This window comes from Ruegeria sp. H9 (genome assembly GCF_056532915.1).
In genome coordinates, this window is the sequence record NZ_JBQFNX010000001.1 from 86,732 (window position 1) to 100,168 (window position 13,437).

A 13,437-nucleotide genomic window follows, 5' to 3' on the forward strand; every position below is an offset into this window, starting at 1 on the left:
CCGGAGGCTAAAATGTCCGAATGGCTGGAAAACCACCTGCCCAAGGTGGTGCTGGCACCGTCGTTCATCGCCGTATTGATCTTTGTCTACGGATTTATCGGATGGACCGCATGGGTGTCGCTAACCCGATCGAAACTACTGCCGAAATACGAGATCAAAGGCTTCATTCAGTACGAACGCCTGTTCGACTCTCCCCGCTGGGATACGGCGATCAACAACCTTTATATCTTTGGTGCGCTGTTCATCGTGATCGCGATGGTACTGGGCCTGTTGCTGGCCATCCTGCTGGATCAGAAGATCCGCGTCGAAGGCGCGATCCGGACGATCTACTTGTACCCGATGGCGTTGTCGATGATCGTGACAGGTACGGCGTGGAAGTGGATTTTGAACCCGGGCCTGGGCATCGAATCCATGGTGCAGGGCTGGGGCTTTCCGAATTTCGAATTCGACTGGCTGGTGAACCCTGACTATGCGATCTACACTATCGTGATCGCCGCGATCTGGCAGAGTTCCGGCTTCGTCATGGCGTTGTTTTTGGCCGGTTTGCGTTCGGTCGATGGCGAGATCATCAAGGCCGCACAGGTCGATGGTATCCCCACGTGGCGCATCTATACGGCGATCATCATCCCTTCGATGGCCCCGATTTTCCTGTCTGCTTTCATCGTGCTGGCGCACCTCGCAATCAAAAGCTTCGACCTTGTCATCGCCCTGACTGGTGGCGGTCCGGGCTACGCAACCGATCTGCCCGCTACTTACATGTACGCCATGGCCTTTTCGCGCGGCGATATTGGTCAAGCGGCCTCGTCCGCGATGATCATGATGCTGGTCGTCTTTGCCATCGTGGTTCCCTATCTTTACTCAGAGCTGAGGGCGAAAAATGACTGATCTGTCGATGCCCCAAACCGAAACCCGCACCCAGAGCGCCACTGGCAAGATTGCCCTGCGTTGGCTGCTATACGTCCTGCTGGGCCTCTTCGCGCTGTATTACCTGATGCCGCTGTTCGTGATGTTGACCACATCGCTGAAGAGCCTTGAGGAAATACGCACAGGCTCGTTGATCTCACTGCCACGCGAAGTCAGCTTTGACGCCTGGAAAACTGCATGGTCCGGCGCTTGCACCGGTATCCAGTGCGAAGGTCTGCGGCCTTATTTCTGGAACTCGGTCCTGATCGCGGTGCCTGCGGTGGCCATCTCGACCCTTCTGGGAGCGCTGAATGGCTACGTCGTGGCGCAGTGGCGGTTCAAAGGCGCGAATATCATCTTCTCGCTGATGCTGTTTGGCTGCTTCATCCCGTTCCAGGTGGTGCTGCTGCCGATGGCGCGTCTGCTGGGCATGATGGGGATTGCCGGAACCATTCCGGGCCTGATCTTCGTCCACGTGATCTACGGGCTGGGCTTCACCACGCTGTTCTTCCGCAACTACTATGTCACCATTCCGGCTGAGCTGACCAAAGCAGCGCGCGTTGATGGGGCCGGGTTCATGCGGATCTTCTGGTCGATCTTCCTGCCGCTGTCGCTGCCCATCATCGTGGTGACTGTGATTTGGCAGTTCACGCAAATCTGGAACGACTTCCTGTTTGGCGTATCGTTCAGCCAGGCGGGAACACAGCCCGTGACCGTGGCGCTCAACAACATCGTAAACTCCACCACCGGCGTCAAAGAATACAACGTCGACATGGCTGCCGCGATCATCGCGGGGCTGCCGACGCTGCTCGTCTATGTCGTTGCCGGTAAGTATTTCATCCGCGGCCTGACCGCCGGCTCAGTGAAGGGATAAGACCCATGGCTCCCATCCTTGATATTAACAATCTGTACAAGAATTACGGCGCGACCGAGATTCTGAAAGACATCAACATCTCGATCGAACCGGGCGACTTCCTGGTGCTGGTTGGCCCCTCGGGCTGCGGTAAATCCACCTTGTTGAACTGTATTGCAGGGCTTGAGGAGATCACCGGTGGCACCTTGTCAATCGGCGGAAACGATATGACCCACGTCAGCCCCAAGGACCGCGACATCGCGATGGTGTTCCAGTCTTACGCATTGTACCCGACCATGTCGGTGGCCAAGAACATCACCTTTGGCATGAAGGTGCGTGGGGTCGATCAGGCAACGCAGGAGGCCAAGTTGAAAGAGGTCGCCTCGCTGCTTCAGATCGAACCTTTGCTGAACCGCCGCCCCAGCCAATTGTCGGGTGGTCAGCGCCAGCGGGTCGCGATGGGCCGGGCACTGGTGCGCGATCCCAAGCTGTTCCTGTTTGACGAGCCGCTATCGAACCTGGACGCCAAGCTGCGGGTCGAGATGCGGACCGAGATTAAGAAGCTGCACCAGACGCTGGATGCCTCGATCGTCTACGTGACCCACGACCAGATCGAGGCGATGACGCTGGCCACCAAGATCGTAGTCCTGAAAGGCGGAGTCGTTCAGCAGATCGGTACTCCGGCTGAGATCTACAACAACCCGGCCAACCTGTTTGTGGCGGATTTCATGGGCTCACCTGCGATGAACCTGATCCCGGCACAGGCATCGAACAATGGCTCGGGGACGCAAATCTCGATCGCGCGCGAATCCGGTGAAACGCTGGTTCTGAACGATGCACGCGACTTGTCTCTGCCGCAGGATGTCATCCTTGGTCTACGCCCTGAAGATATCGCCGAGGCGGGGTTCCGCGCTGGCGCAGGCGTGCAGGAAGCCGCCTGCATGGTCGATATGGTCGAACCCGCAGGGGCAGATACCTATGTGGTGTCGGAATTGGGTGGCAAGCAGGTCACGGCGCGGCTGCATGCTGAAACCAGCGCGCAGGCCGGTCAATTGCTGAACTTGGCGTTCGACATGAGCAAGGTGTCCTACTTTGCCAAGGAAACGGGTGAACGGCTGAATTAAGTTGCCGTTGGCCCGCACCAACCCGGGGTGGGCCATAGCAATCACGGTCGGTTTTGGCCGGTTAATTTGAAATATGCTATCTTGGGACGTAGCGAAGGGAGGCGCGCTATGTCCGATCCGTATTCCGATCTGGCCGGGCAGGATATCTCGGTCCAAGAGCGTATCGCCGAAGCTATGGAAGCGCGGTGTCTGGAGCCGGCGCAGAAAGAGATCAGGGATAGCTATCTAAGTGATCTGATTGTCCCTGAGGGCGGGTTCGCGGTTGAGCTGGGTTCAGGCACCGGGCACATCACGCAAGAGCTGCTGTCAGTTGGCGGGGTGGAGCGCGCGCTCGGCATTGAGCCCTCACCGGTTATGGTCAAACGTGCGAGAAACGGCTTCGCCAGCGAGAGCAATCTTGTTTTTGAAACCGGCGATGCAAAGGCAACCAGGCTTGAAGATAGCTCAGCAGACCTTGTTCTGGCGCATACACTGTTGTGCCATGTACCCGGCCCCGACGATGTGGTTTCCGAGGCCTTTCGGATACTGAAACCGGGCGGGATATTCGCGATTTGCGATGGGGACTACGATACCGCCACAGCGCAGATTGCCGATTTTGATCCTCTGGATCAACTCATTCGGTTCATGATCAATCAGAACGTCACAAACCTTTGGATCATGCGCCAGATTGGCGGTGTACTCTCTCAGGCAGGTTTTGAGCTGGGCCGTCGCCGGGGACACGGTTATGTAGCCGAAGGAGAGGCGACTTACTTTCTGACCGTTATCGACCGTGGTGCGGATCGAATGGCTGAGACCGGGTTGTTGGCGCCTGAAACGGCACAGGCGCTGAAATCCGAGGCCCGGGCGCGTGTGTCTGCAAACACGTTTTTTGGCTACATGTCTTATGTCAGCCAGATCGCGCGCAAGCCTGCAACCTGAACAAAAAAGCCACCGCGCGAACGGGTCGAGCGGTGGCCGGCGTAGGGTAATACCTCTGATCAGCCAGTCTTTTTCAGATCTTTGATCAGGCGATTCAGGTCGCCGCCGCGCGCATCCAGCATTGCGCCAATCTCTGTGCGCTCGGTCAGCAACAAATTTACACCTTCGATGAACATGTTGTAGAACTTGCCACGGCCCGATTTGTCGGACACCAGGAATGTCACTTCGAACGGGGATGAGCCGCGCAATTTGACCGAGGTTCTGACCTCGTATCCGGTCTTGATCTTGCGCGCGTTACGCACGGTGACCTCACCGCCGATGAACTCGCGGAACCGGCGACCATATTTGCGCGAAATGTAGCCTTCGAACGCTTTGGTGAACTGACGCAGCTGTGCGGATGAGGCTGTGCGTGCATCCGCCCCCAGCGCATAGCGGGCCATGATCGGCACATCACCGTATTGCACAAAGATCTTTTGAAAATCACGTAGCATGGCGTTTTCGGATTTACCCGAGTCAATGATACGCGTGATATCGGCCACAACGCTGTTGACCAGCTGTTTGGCCTGCGCTTCGGTCAGCGCGAACGCGGGCAGAGGCAATGCGGCAACTGTCATCCCGGTCAGGGCGGTGGCCACAAAACGGCGTCGGTTCAACAGGTTATTCGGCATAGGGGTCCTCGTACGGGTCAAGATAGGGGTCTCTGACAGGGTCGGTCCCGGTGGTGGCGTAGGGATCGTCATACAGACCCAGATAGGCGTCTTCATCATCCCTTGCCAGTTCAAAGCGGCGATTTTGCAGGTAGATCGTGCGCGCTTGCGCGTAACTGTCTGCACTTTCGTACAGAATCGAATCAACTGTATCCGAGAACCGACCGCGATCTCCCATCCGCCGCACGACCTCGGCATAAACACCGATATTGTCGACCGGGCGGGTCGGGCTAAAGTTGATCGGATTCGAGAACAGGTTGACCACAACGCCGACCGCATCGCGCGCAGTGGACGGGCCATAGAAGGGCAGTTCCACATAAGCACCTTCGCCCACGCCCCAGACATGCAGGGTTTCGCCGAAATCAGTATCAACAGGCGGCAGGTTCAGCTCATCCGCCGGGGCTGACAGGCCAAAGCCGCCCACGGTCGAGTTGATCAGAAAGCGCAGCAGCGCATTGCCGGACTGTTTCAGATTGCCTTGCAGCAGATAGTCCAGCGCCTGCCCGGGCATCGTCAGGTTTTCGGCAAAGTGATTGAAACTGGTAACCATCGGATCTGGTACGATCTTCACATAGCCTTTCGAGGCCGGTCGGAACAGGAATCGGTCCACACCCAGATTGAACTTGTGAATGCCCCGATTGGTCCCTTCATAGGGGTCAAAAATCTCACCCCGCGCCGCTGCGTCCTGAGGCTGCGTCGCGCATGCCGATAGGACCGTCAGGATGGCGAATATGATCAGGTGCTTCAGACGAATGTAACTTGGCACTGTCTTCGTTACTCCGAAAATTGCCCAGCGGTATCCGGGCCTTCAATCAATACAGCCTTTGCACCCTTGGTGGCGCAATTGGTCTCACATAGAGGTTTCGCGCAGGATTTGAAACAACAACTCGCGTTTACCTCAGCCGATGGGGCGACGTAAAGTGACACGAATTCAACACTTCCTGAATAAGAGAAGACCTGCCCAGTTTGCAGGCAATGGGAAAAATCCCGCTTTCACGCTTTCGGAAACAGGTTTTCCCGGTTAGCGTCCGCGCGGAATCACTATGAGATGAGGATAATCCACATGAGCATCGCAGCAAAACTGGACAGCCTGGGTGTCAGCCTGTCGGACGCACCTGCTCCGGCAGCGAACTACGTTCCTTTCGTGCGCATCGGCAACATTGTCTACGTGTCGGGCCAGATCTCCAAGGCGGATGATCTGATCACTGGCAAGCTCGGTGATGATATGGATGTTGAGGCAGGCGCCGCTGCAGCCAAAGTCTGCGCCATCAACCTGTTGGCTCAGGTCAAAGCGGCTTGTGGTGGCGATATCGACAAGCTGGTGCGCGTGATCAAGCTGACCGGTTTTGTAAACTCGACCGCTGATTTCACAGAACAGCCGAAGGTGATCAACGGGGCCTCCGACTTCCTGGTCGAAGCGCTGGGCGATGCCGGTCGTCATTCGCGCTCGGCCGTCAGCGCAGCCTCATTGCCTTTGGGTGTTGCCGTCGAAATCGAGGGTATTTTCGAGGTTCAATGAAACCGTCCCTTCCGTCTGAGTTCCTGCAGCGCCCGATAGCACATCGCGCGCTGCATGACATTTCTGATCAGCGGCCCGAGAATAGCCGGGCCGCCATTCGTGCCGCAATTGACGCCGGTTATGGGGTCGAGATTGATCTGCAACGCACCCGTGACAATCGGGCCATGGTGTTTCACGACTATGACATGACACGTCTGACCGGGCAGCCCGGACCGATCCAACAGATCACCGAGACACAAGCGCGGGCCCAGACGCTTCTGCATTCTGCCGGTGAAGGTATCCCCTCGCTGGAAGAGGTGCTGGCCATTGTTGCAGGACGGGTGCCCTTGCTCATCGAGTTGAAGGATCAAGATGGTGCAATGGGCCCCGATATCGGTGCTTTGGAAGCAGATGTTGTAAGCGCACTGAAAGACTATGAAGGCCCGGTCGCGCTGATGTCGTTCAACCCGCATTCAGTCGCAGAGATTGCACGCCTTACGCCACATTTGCCGCGCGGTCTCGTTACCAGTTCTTACGAGCCCAAGGTCGAGCTTCTGCCGCAAGCCGTCTGCGATCATCTGCGCAACATCCCGGATTTCGACCGCGTTGGAGCCAGCTTTATCAGCCATGAAGTCATCGATCTTGACCGCCCCCGGGTCGCTGAGTTGAAGGCACAGGGTGTGCCGATCCTGTGCTGGACCGTGCGCTCGCTTGAACAAGAAGCAGAGGCACGCAAGGTTGCCGATAATGTTACGTTCGAAGGCTATCTGGCCGAACATCCCGCTTGATCCCGGCGCGCGCGATCACAGATAAAGGTGCAGCGCGGAGGGGATATGGATCAGGCACAGATTGAGGTTCGGGTTCTGACATCGGTCTCGCAGATTTCCGCGAGCGACTGGGACAGTTGCGCCTGCCCCGAGGTTGCCGATGGCGGGCGACCGTTTGATCCGTTCACGACACATCGGTTTTTGCTTGCCCTGGAAGAAAGCGGCTCGGTCGGGCGCGGTACTGGCTGGCAGCCGCAATACCTGACAGCCTATCTGGACGGGATGCTGATTGCGGCAGCCCCGATGTTTGCCAAGTCGCACTCCCAAGGTGAATACATCTTCGACCATAGCTGGGCTCATGCCTATGAAAGCGCGGGCGGGCGATATTATCCCAAGCTGCAGATCGCGGTGCCCTTCACACCCGCGACTGGCAGGCGTTTTTTGGTGCGACCCGGCTACGATGCTGTCGGGATCTCGGCGCTGGTGCAAGGAGCGGTGCAACTGGCCGTCGAGAATCGAATTTCCTCGCTGCACGCTACTTTCTGCACCGAGGCCGAAGCGCTGGCAGGTGAGCAGATGGGCCTGATGGTCCGCCACTCGCAGCAGTTTCACTGGCTCAATGATGATTACGCCGATTTTGACGAGTTTCTGGCTGCGCTGTCCTCGCGCAAACGCAAGAATATCAAGAAGGAACGCACGCAGGCCTGTGATTTCGGTGGGCAGATTCGAACAATCACCGGCGATGATCTGCGACCCGAGCATTGGGACGCGTTCTGGCGGTTCTATCAGGATACCGGCGCGCGAAAATGGGGCTCGCCCTACCTGACGCGACAATTCTTTGATATCGCTCAGGAAACCATGACGGATGACATCGCTTTGGTGCTGGCCGAACGCAATGGATACCCCGTCGCCGGTGCGTTAAATTTTGTCGGGCGGGAAACGCTGTATGGCCGGTATTGGGGCTGTGTCGAACATCACCCCTGCCTGCATTTCGAACTGTGCTATTATAGGGCGATCGACTTTGCCATTGCGGAAGGTCTGGCGCGGGTTGAGGCCGGTGCGCAGGGCGAGCACAAGCTGGCGCGCGGCTATCTGCCAACCCGCACGCATAGCTTGCACTGGGTTGGCGATCCGGGTTTTGCTGATGCGGTTCAGAAATATCTGGACGCCGAGTCCCACGCAGTGGGAGAAGAGATCGAGATTCTGACGGATTTTGGTCCGTTCAGGAAATCGAACCCGGAGGAACAGCAATGACCGAACTTCTGTCAACCGAGACCCGCGGCCCGCTGCTGGACCCGCTGTTCAGAAATGGCTGGACCATGGTCGAAGACCGCGATGCGATCACCAAGACCTTCATCTTCGATAGTTTTGTCGCCGCCTTTGGCTGGATGACGCAGGTGGCGATCTGGGCCGAGAAATGGAACCACCACCCCGAATGGTCGAATGTCTACCGCACGGTCGAGGTGGTCCTGTCGACCCATGATGTTGGCGGTCTGTCTGCACAAGACGCCAAGCTGGCGCGTAAGATGGACAGCCTGCTAACGGTCTCCGCGTGAACCCGTCCCACCGGCCAGCAATGTTGCCGTTCCCAGCTGCTTGAATTCTGCCGGGGTGATCGTGCCGTCGCTGACATTGATATTGCCCGGAATTCTGATCGTACGGGTGCCGACGGACCGCACGCTGCGGGCCGACGGATTGATGTCGAGACACCGATTTTCATAACAGGTCAGACCGCTGGTATTGATCTGAATCTGCACCTGACCATCAGGGCCGCTGATCACCGGGGATTGCTGTACGTCACATGCGGCCAAAACCACCAGGCTACCGAGGCAGATCCATTTATTCATGACACGCTCCTGCCAACCAAGTTGGCGTTTAATCTAAGAGACCGTTGCCATCCTTATCCGCAGCGTCAAAATCGTTCTGCATCTGGCTGACATACTCTGCCTTTGAGATAAGACTGTCGCCATCCCGGTCAACGGCTTCGAACTGTTTGATATCCAAGAACGGTTTTGCTTCGCTCAGGCCCAGAGTGCCGTTCTTGTCTTCGTCCATTGCCTGAAATGCATAGTCCGAGAAGGCGTTGAATTCGTCCTTGGACAGGAAGCCGTCATTGTTGGTGTCGATGTTATTCAACTCGGCCTCGTGCAGTTCTGCGACAGTCTCGGCGTTTGCAGCAGCAGCCATCAGGAATGCGGTGGTGATAATCAATACTCGTTTCATCTCAAATCTCCTCAGCACGCGTAACGTTCGCCAGACACGCCACCCGCAGCGGCGCCCGCCGCCGTCAGGATGGTCTTGCCTGAACCACCGCCAAATTGATTGCCGATCACTCCACCGATCAGGGCGCCGCCTATGGTACCACTCAGGCAGGCGATCTCGTGCTGTCGCGCAGCCTGTTGTTGGGGTGTGGGTGCAGGTCCGCACGCCGCCAGGGCCCCGGCGGTGCCAAGAAACAATGTAAGAAATTTCAGTCGCATCAATGAACTCCCTAGTTGTATGGGCCAAGTATTGGCGCATCGGGGCGTTGCATCAAGTTAAATGCGTTTCACGTGGCCCCGGTCAAACCGGGGCCGACAGGGATCAGATACTATCAAGCAGGCCTTCACCAGCCGAGACCTCACAGACACCGGGGTTTTCTTCCAGATTCATCGCCACAACCTTGCCGTCTTCAACCAGCATTGCATAGCGTTTGGAGCGTGCAATCAGGCCTACGGGCGGGGCGTCGAAATCCATGCCGATGGCCTTGGTAAACTCGGACGCTGCATCGGCCAGCATGGTCAGCCCGGCCGCTGTTGCACCGGTGCTTTCTCCCCAGGCGCCCATCACGAAAGGGTCGTTGACCGAGATACAGATGATTTCTTCTACACCCTTGGCATCGAACTGGTCCTTGGTCCGCATGAAGCTTGGTACATGAGCGGTTGTGCAGGTTCCGGTGAACGCACCGGGTACAGCGAAGATCACAACCTTGCGCCCTTTGGTCTTGTCTGAAATCCGAACCTCCTCGGGGCCTTCGGCACCCATCTGGATCAGCGTGGCCTCGGGCAGCATGTCACCTGTTGCAATCATTTTTACGCTCCTGTCATTTGGATTTGCAGAGTCGGGCTTTGCCGCAATATAGGTGGTCGAAACAAAGTAACCACGTGAATTCTGCAGGGTGAGCGAAACATGAGCCATATTGTCGTGATCGGGGCAGGGCAGGCCGGTGCTTCTTTGGTAGCACGGCTGCGCAAGGACGGGTTCGAAGGTGACATCACCCTGATCGGAGCCGAGCCGCATTTGCCCTACCAACGCCCGCCCTTGTCCAAGGCCTATCTGCTGGGCGAGATGGAGCTGGAGCGCCTGTTCCTGCGGCCCGAGAGCTTCTATGCCGAAAACAACATCACCCTACGGTTGGGTCAACGTGTGACGGCGATTGATCCAAAGGCCAAGACGGTGATCCTCGGCGATGAGGTGATCACCTATGATGAACTGGCGCTGACCACTGGTTCCGACCCACGCCGCCTGCCCGCAGCGATCGGGGGCGATCTTGAGGGTGTCCATGTGGTGCGAGATCTCGCCCATATCGACGAGATGGAACCTCGGGTATCGGATGGCGCCCGCGCGCTGATCGTTGGTGGCGGCTATATCGGGCTTGAAGCCGCCGCCGTTTGTGCCAAGCGCGGGGTCAGGGTGACATTGGTCGAGATGGCCGACCGCATCCTTCAGCGTGTCGCGGCCAAAGAGACAAGCGACTACTTTCGCACGCTGCACACCGAATACGGGGCCGACATTCGTGAGGGCGTCGGGTTGGATCGTCTGGTTGGTGAAAGTGGCAAGGTGACGGGCGCCGTCCTGACCGATGGCACCCAACTTGAGGTGGATTTTGTTGTCGTCGGCGTCGGCATCGCGCCGTCGACTCAACTGGCTGAAATGGCCGGGTTAGAGCTGGATAACGGCATCAAGACCGACGCCCATGGCCGCACCTCAGATCCGTCGATATGGGCGGCGGGCGATTGCGCGTCGTTCCCGCATGGCGAAGGCCGTATCCGCCTGGAAAGCGTGCCAAACGCGATCGATCAGGCCGAAATCGTGGCCCAGAACATGCTGGGCGCAGCTAAGGATTACACCGCAACACCTTGGTTCTGGTCCGATCAGTATGACGTCAAGCTGCAGATCGCCGGGCTGAATACCGGCTATGACCGTGTGGTGACTCGCAAGGGTGAGGGCGCGACGGTGTCCTTCTGGTACTACAAGGGAGATCAGCTGATCGCGGTCGACGCGATGAATGACCCGCGCGCCTATATGGTTGGCAAACGCCTGATTGATGCGGGCAAGACCGCTGATCCGGCTGTTGTTGCCGACCCAGAAGCGGACCTGAAACCGCTGCTCAAAGCGTGAGGATCATCGCCGGAGACTTCCGGGGCCGGGCTCTGACTTCGGTTGGCAAAGGCGATGCCGGTGCGCATCTTCGCCCGACCACTGACCGGGTAAGGGAAAGCCTGTTCAACGTTTTAAATCATCAGATCGACTTCGACGGCTTGCAGGTTCTCGACCTGTTTGCGGGCACCGGTGCATTGGGACTTGAAGCGCTGTCTCGCGGCGCGTCCCACGTCACGTTTGTCGATGATGGGAGGGTCGCGCAGGGTCTGATCCGCAAGAATATCGCCCTGACCGGAAGCGCCAGCCAGACCACTTTGATCCGGCGGGATGCGACCCGTTTGGGCGAAAACCCGGGCACTGTTTGTGATCTGGTTTTTCTGGATCCGCCTTACGGAAAAGCTCTGGGTCAAAGGGCACTGGCCGCGGCTACCCAAGGTGGTTGGTTGTCTGATGACGCTCTGATCGTCTGGGAAGAAAGCACCCCCATGCTCGCGCCCGAGGGCTTCACGCTGCACGACGCGCGGAAATATGGCGACACGCATATCTCGCTGATGTGGCGCACAGGGGGCTGAGATGCACGATCTGGTTATCTTTGATTGCGACGGCGTTCTGGTCGATAGCGAGGTTTTGTCCAATCAGGTCATGGTCGACAATCTCGCTGGCCATGGTCTGCACTTGTCCTTAGCCGAATGCATGTCCCTGTTTGTCGGCGGCACCATGACCGGTGTGCGCGACAAGGCGCGCGAGCTGGGGGCTGATCTGCCGGATGACTGGACTGATCAAATCTATGCGGAAATCTACGAGACGCTGAAAGCAGGCACGCCTCTGGTCGCGGGTATCCGTGAATTGCTGACGCAACTGGATGCAAGCGACATTCCCTATTGTGTCGCCTCAAATGGGCGGCCTGAGAAAATGAAGATTACTTTGGGCCAGAATGGTCTTTGGGAGCGTTTTCAAGATGTGATGTTTTCGGCGCAGGTGCTTGGAACGGGCAAGCCCGACCCGACCCTGTTCCTGACCGCTGCCCAGCATTTCGGCGCAACGGTGCCGGTTGTGATCGAAGACAGCGAAAACGGTGTCACCGCAGCAATGCGCGCCAATATGCGCTGCCTGGGCTATGCGGCCCATGATGATGGTGCGCGATTGGAAGAACTAGGGGCCGAAGTGTTCTCCGACATGTTACATGCGCCCAAGCTTTTGGGACTTTGAGCCATAAACGTGTTATGCTTGGTCCATGGACCGCGCTATCACACCTCCGCTCTGGGCTTTTTCGAAAGACGCCGACACCACAACTGGGCCTCCGCCCAAACCGATGCGCGCGCCGGTGTTCATTCACGACGCGGTCATCCCGTGGCGGGATGAAACCTTGCTGCTGAAGCTATTACGCGATCAGGCGACCGATCAGGACGAATAGGTCGGGTGATATTTGCCGCCCGGTGACAAGGTGAAAATCTCAACCCCATCTGCGGTCACACCGACCGAATGCTCGAACTGCGCCGACAGCGATTTGTCGCGGGTCACGGCAGTCCAGTCATCGGACAGAGTCTTGGTTTCGGGACGCCCCAGATTGACCATCGGCTCGATGGTAAAGAACATGCCCTCTTCCAACACAGCTCCGGTACCCGGACGACCATAGTGCAGGACATTTGGTGGCGCGTGGAACACCCGGCCCAGACCGTGGCCGCAGAAATCGCGTACAACGCTCATCCGATGCGCCTCGACATAGGCCTGAATGGCGTGGCCGATATCGCCGAAGGTATTGCCCGGCTTGACCATCTCGATACCTTTGAACAGTGCGTCGTGGGTCACCTGAATCAGCCGTTCGGCCTTGCGCGGCAATTTACCCGCCACATACATGCGCGACGTATCACCGAACCAGCCATCAACGATGACGGTCACGTCGATATTCAGAATGTCGCCATCCTTCAGCTTTTTGTCACCTGGAATGCCGTGACACACCACGTGGTTCACGCTGATGCAGCTGGCGTGCTGATAACCCTTGTAGCCAATGGTTGCCGATTCCGCACCTGCATCCTCGACCATCTGAGTGATCAGCCCGTCAATCGCACCGGTGGTCTGGCCGACAAAAACATGTTCAGCAATGTCATCCAATATCCGCGCAGCCAGCGCCCCTGCCGCATGCATGCCGGCAAAGTCACTCTGTTCATAGATGCGGATACCGTCTTTGGTCAGACGGCCACGATGTTCTTTCATCGGTGCGGGACTCCAAATATTTCACGCAGCACTTCTTTTACGCTGCTTGTGCAGAAAGTACCAGAGGGCTCGGTTTTCAACTAGTAAATAG

The 13,437-nt window shown here is 57.6% G+C and carries 19 protein-coding genes; 12 read left to right on the top strand and 7 right to left on the bottom strand.

What is annotated here, in order from left to right; all coding sequences use genetic code 11:
• Window positions 1-12 precede the first annotated feature (12 nt).
• The 4 genes from ACR0CZ_RS00405 (at window position 13) to ACR0CZ_RS00420 (ending at window position 3,798) form a co-directional block, all read left to right on the top strand.
• The gene (locus tag ACR0CZ_RS00405; RefSeq protein WP_039543053.1) at window positions 13-885 is read left to right on the top strand and encodes a carbohydrate ABC transporter permease; all 873 of its coding nucleotides are present in this window, start codon (window positions 13-15) and stop codon (window positions 883-885) included.
• Window positions 878-1,777, top strand: coding sequence for a carbohydrate ABC transporter permease (locus tag ACR0CZ_RS00410; RefSeq protein WP_170725197.1), 900 nt, complete (start codon window positions 878-880; stop codon window positions 1,775-1,777). Before ACR0CZ_RS00405 ends, ACR0CZ_RS00410 begins: the two co-directional genes overlap by 8 nt.
• Window positions 1,778-1,782: 5 nt before the next feature.
• Window positions 1,783-2,880, top strand: a complete 1,098-nt coding sequence (locus ACR0CZ_RS00415) for a sn-glycerol-3-phosphate ABC transporter ATP-binding protein UgpC (protein ID WP_170394830.1) — start codon at window positions 1,783-1,785, stop codon at window positions 2,878-2,880.
• A 108-nt stretch (window positions 2,881-2,988) separates the two neighbouring features.
• Window positions 2,989-3,798: a methyltransferase domain-containing protein gene (locus ACR0CZ_RS00420; RefSeq protein WP_170664290.1), complete on the top strand. Its 810-nt coding sequence runs from the start codon at window positions 2,989-2,991 to the stop codon at window positions 3,796-3,798.
• 59 nt (window positions 3,799-3,857) lie between these two features.
• On the opposite strand, the gene ACR0CZ_RS00425 is transcribed toward ACR0CZ_RS00420, so the two are convergent.
• Window positions 3,858-4,466 carry an MlaC/ttg2D family ABC transporter substrate-binding protein gene (locus tag ACR0CZ_RS00425; RefSeq protein ID WP_170408534.1) on the bottom strand — a complete coding sequence of 203 codons (609 nt, stop codon included), beginning with the start codon at window positions 4,464-4,466 and terminating at the stop codon, window positions 3,858-3,860.
• On the bottom strand, window positions 4,456-5,271 hold the full coding sequence (locus tag ACR0CZ_RS00430; protein ID WP_170394822.1) for an MlaA family lipoprotein: 816 nt from the start codon (window positions 5,269-5,271) through the stop codon (window positions 4,456-4,458). Before ACR0CZ_RS00430 ends, ACR0CZ_RS00425 begins: the two co-directional genes overlap by 11 nt.
• A 297-nt stretch (window positions 5,272-5,568) precedes the next feature.
• Here ACR0CZ_RS00430 and ACR0CZ_RS00435 point away from each other — a divergent pair, with 297 nt between their 5' ends.
• From ACR0CZ_RS00435 to ACR0CZ_RS00450, 4 genes are read left to right on the top strand one after another with little or no spacing between them, the layout of a single operon-like run.
• A complete protein-coding gene (locus ACR0CZ_RS00435; RefSeq protein ID WP_170394820.1) occupies window positions 5,569-6,024 on the top strand; it encodes a RidA family protein in 456 nt (151 codons plus the stop codon).
• Window positions 6,021-6,791, top strand: coding sequence for a glycerophosphodiester phosphodiesterase family protein (locus tag ACR0CZ_RS00440; RefSeq protein ID WP_170466633.1), 771 nt, complete (start codon window positions 6,021-6,023; stop codon window positions 6,789-6,791). Before ACR0CZ_RS00435 ends, ACR0CZ_RS00440 begins: the two co-directional genes overlap by 4 nt.
• A 45-nt stretch (window positions 6,792-6,836) precedes the next feature.
• The gene (locus tag ACR0CZ_RS00445; protein WP_170466630.1) at window positions 6,837-8,024 is read left to right on the top strand and encodes a GNAT family N-acetyltransferase; all 1,188 of its coding nucleotides are present in this window, start codon (window positions 6,837-6,839) and stop codon (window positions 8,022-8,024) included.
• A complete protein-coding gene (locus tag ACR0CZ_RS00450; RefSeq protein WP_170466627.1) occupies window positions 8,021-8,326 on the top strand; it encodes a 4a-hydroxytetrahydrobiopterin dehydratase in 306 nt (101 codons plus the stop codon). Before ACR0CZ_RS00445 ends, ACR0CZ_RS00450 begins: the two co-directional genes overlap by 4 nt.
• Here ACR0CZ_RS00450 and ACR0CZ_RS00455 read toward each other — a convergent pair.
• From ACR0CZ_RS00455 to ACR0CZ_RS00470, 4 genes are all read right to left on the bottom strand, one after another.
• Window positions 8,309-8,617, bottom strand: a complete 309-nt coding sequence (locus ACR0CZ_RS00455) for a hypothetical protein (RefSeq protein WP_170466624.1) — start codon at window positions 8,615-8,617, stop codon at window positions 8,309-8,311. The two genes, ACR0CZ_RS00450 and ACR0CZ_RS00455, sit on opposite strands and share 18 nt — an antisense overlap.
• 28 nt (window positions 8,618-8,645) lie before the next feature.
• The gene (locus ACR0CZ_RS00460; RefSeq protein ID WP_170394805.1) at window positions 8,646-8,993 is read right to left on the bottom strand and encodes an EF-hand domain-containing protein; all 348 of its coding nucleotides are present in this window, start codon (window positions 8,991-8,993) and stop codon (window positions 8,646-8,648) included.
• Between the two features lie 11 nt (window positions 8,994-9,004).
• Window positions 9,005-9,250 (bottom strand): glycine zipper 2TM domain-containing protein, encoded by a 246-nt coding sequence (locus ACR0CZ_RS00465; protein WP_170466621.1) that lies wholly within the window; start codon window positions 9,248-9,250, stop codon window positions 9,005-9,007.
• 103 nt (window positions 9,251-9,353) lie between these two features.
• Window positions 9,354-9,839, bottom strand: a complete 486-nt coding sequence (locus tag ACR0CZ_RS00470; protein WP_170408529.1) for a peroxiredoxin family protein — start codon at window positions 9,837-9,839, stop codon at window positions 9,354-9,356.
• A 99-nt stretch (window positions 9,840-9,938) separates the two neighbouring features.
• Between ACR0CZ_RS00470 and ACR0CZ_RS00475 the strand changes: the two genes are divergently transcribed.
• From ACR0CZ_RS00475 to ACR0CZ_RS00490, 4 genes are read left to right on the top strand one after another with little or no spacing between them, the layout of a single operon-like run.
• The gene (locus ACR0CZ_RS00475; protein WP_170394796.1) at window positions 9,939-11,150 is read left to right on the top strand and encodes an FAD-dependent oxidoreductase; all 1,212 of its coding nucleotides are present in this window, start codon (window positions 9,939-9,941) and stop codon (window positions 11,148-11,150) included.
• Window positions 11,147-11,704: a 16S rRNA (guanine(966)-N(2))-methyltransferase RsmD gene (gene rsmD, locus ACR0CZ_RS00480; protein WP_170394794.1), complete on the top strand. Its 558-nt coding sequence runs from the start codon at window positions 11,147-11,149 to the stop codon at window positions 11,702-11,704. Before ACR0CZ_RS00475 ends, rsmD begins: the two co-directional genes overlap by 4 nt.
• 1 nt (window position 11,705) lies before the next feature.
• Entirely contained in the window at window positions 11,706-12,341 is a 636-nt protein-coding gene (locus ACR0CZ_RS00485; protein WP_170394791.1) for an HAD family hydrolase, read from the top strand.
• 25 nt (window positions 12,342-12,366) lie between these two features.
• Entirely contained in the window at window positions 12,367-12,546 is a 180-nt protein-coding gene (locus ACR0CZ_RS00490; protein WP_170394788.1) for a hypothetical protein, read from the top strand.
• Here ACR0CZ_RS00490 and map read toward each other — a convergent pair.
• Window positions 12,534-13,346, bottom strand: a complete 813-nt coding sequence (map, locus tag ACR0CZ_RS00495) for a type I methionyl aminopeptidase (protein WP_170394785.1) — start codon at window positions 13,344-13,346, stop codon at window positions 12,534-12,536. The two genes, ACR0CZ_RS00490 and map, sit on opposite strands and share 13 nt — an antisense overlap.
• Between the last annotated feature and the right edge of the window lie 91 nt (window positions 13,347-13,437).